Annotated in this window: 3 protein-coding genes; all 3 read right to left on the bottom strand. The window is 70.9% G+C overall.

The annotated features are described in order from the left end of the window. On the bottom strand, positions 1-981 hold a 981-nt coding region (locus GKQ77_RS31790; protein WP_219692580.1), incomplete at its 3' end, for a lipid-transfer protein. Further along, a complete protein-coding gene (locus GKQ77_RS31785) occupies positions 978-1,424 on the bottom strand; it encodes a Zn-ribbon domain-containing OB-fold protein (RefSeq protein WP_219692579.1) in 447 nt (148 codons plus the stop codon). The genes GKQ77_RS31790 and GKQ77_RS31785, both read right to left, overlap by 4 nt. Positions 1,425-1,582: 158 nt before the next feature. Then, on the bottom strand, positions 1,583-2,281 hold a 699-nt coding region (locus GKQ77_RS31780; RefSeq protein ID WP_219692578.1), incomplete at its 5' end, for a M15 family metallopeptidase.

The following is a 2,281-nucleotide window of genomic DNA, read 5'->3' as shown; positions in this document are numbered from 1 at the left end:
CGTCACCCCGTCGCGCAGCAGCTTGGCCCCCTCGCCCTCGGCGCAGAGCCCCAGATCCTCGTACCACTGGAGTTCGAGAGCGGTGGACAGGTCGTACACCTCCGCCAGGGATACGTCCTCGGGGCCGATGCCCGCCTCTTCGTACGCCGCACGCGCGATGGAGGCACGGAAGGTCCCCTCGGTCGGGGCCACGGCCGCCGCGGAGTCCGTGGCGATGTCCGGCAGGTCCAGCACCGTGGTCGGATACGTCGGCGTCACGGTGGACACCGCGCGGATGCGCACCGGATCCGAGGCGCCCCGCTGCCGCGCGAACTCCATGCTGGACAGCACTAGGGCCGCGGCCCCGTCGGAGGTGGCGCAGATGTCCAGCAGCCGCAGCGGGTCGGCGACCACGGCGGATGCGGCGACCTCCTCGGCGGTGACGGCCTTGCGGTACCGGGCGTTCGCGTTCAGCGCGCCCGCCGCCGCGTTCTTCACCTTGACCTGGGCGAAGTCCTCCAGGGTGTCGCCGTGCACGGCCATCCGGCGGCGCGCGTAGAGCCCGAAGTACGCGGGATTGGTCGCACCGAGCACACGGAACCGCAGCCAGTCGGGATCATCCGGCCGGTCCCCGCCGGCGGGCCGGAAGAACCCCTTGGGCGCCGCGTCCGCACCGACCACAAGGACCACGTCCGCCAGCCCCGCGAGGATCTGCGCACGCGCGGCGGCGATGGCCTGGGCGCCGGACGCGCACGCCGCGTACACACTCGCCACCCGCGCCCCCTGCCAGCCGAGCGCCTTGGCGAACGTGGCCCCGGCGACATACCCCGGATAGCCGCCCCGGACCGTGTCCGCCCCGACGATCGAGCCCACGTCCCGCCAGTCGACCCCGGCGTCCGCGAGCGCCGCGCGCGCCGCCACCACTCCGTACTCGACGAAGCCGCGCCCCCACTTGCCCCAGGGGTGCATGCCCGCGCCGAGCACCGCCACCTCGCCGCTCATCCGCCCACCCCCACGGGCCGCCAGTGCCATGTCGTCCACGTCGCCTCGTCGTCCTCATTGAGCACTCCGGGGACGACCTCCACCTCCATGCCGACCGCGAGATCGGCGACCGAGACGCCGGGAGCCGCCTGCCCGAGCACCACCATGCGCTCCGCCGCCAGCTCCACAGCGATCAACGTGTAGGGCTCCCAGGGGAGTTCCGGATCGGAGACATAAGGCGGGGGCGGCCGGTAGCGCCCGTCGGTGTACGACCAGACGCGCCCGCGCCGCGACAGCGCCACCTCGATCAGCTCGCCGCCCGAGCAGCCCGGATTGCGGCAGAAGCCGTCCTCGCGCGGGAAGAAGACGCATGCGCACGCCGCACAGCGGGTGCCCAGCAGGCGGAAGCTCTCCCCCTCCCCGGCGAACCAGTCGGCCACTACGGGGGTGCGTGTACGGGACAAGGCTCCTCCATGAGCACTGAACCTGACGACCTGTCAGAAGTGTGCCACGGGCAACCGGATTTCGTCAGGGGGAGCGGAGGCCGGAGACTAGGGAGTCCGAGGTCGCGACCGGGACCGACGGGGGTGGTCCCGGTCGCCCTCCTGTGTGCCGCACGCCGTCAGTGCCCCGCCAGGGACCTCCGGGAGACCGGGAAGTCGAAGTAGGTGTCGGGGAAGAGCTCGGGCTTGTAGGTGAAGTGCCACCACTCCTCGGGGAGATTGACGAAGCCCTCCTTGGACAGCGCGCCCCTCAGGAGTTCGCGGTGGGCCCGCTGCTTCCCCGTGACACGGGGATCATCGGTGTGCGACAGCGTGTCGAAGCAGTCGAAGCCCGTCCCCATGTCCACGGAGTTGTCCGGGAAACGCTCGCTCTGAGGGCCGTAACAGGGCGTCAGGGGCTCCCCGGGGACGTACGGGCGCGTCGGCAGCGCCGGAAGCCGCACGACGGTCAGATCCACCGTGGAGCCCCGGCTGTGCCCGGACTTCTTCGCGATGTAACCGTCAGCGAACAACCGCGACTTGTCGACACGGGGATAGAACTCCGCCTTCATGCGCTCATCACCCAGGTCCTCGGCCCACCGCACGAAGTGGTCCACCGCCCGCTGCGGCCGGTAGCAGTCGTACACCTTCAGGGAGTAGCCCTTGCGCAGCAGCTTCCGCTGCACCCTGTGCAGAGCCTTCGCGGCGGGCTCGGTGAGGATGCACATCGGCTTCCGGTAGCCGTCGATGGGCTCGCCCACGAAGTTGTGCGGAGTGATGTACCGCATCTCCTGGATGATCGTCGGATCGACATCGCGCAGCGCCACGAACTCCTTGGG

Source organism: Streptomyces anatolicus, assembly GCF_019400875.1.
Classification (GTDB): domain Bacteria; phylum Actinomycetota; class Actinomycetes; order Streptomycetales; family Streptomycetaceae; genus Streptomyces; species Streptomyces anatolicus.
The sequence above is the reverse complement of the archived record's forward strand: the minus strand, read 5'-3'. Positions and strand labels throughout refer to the sequence as shown.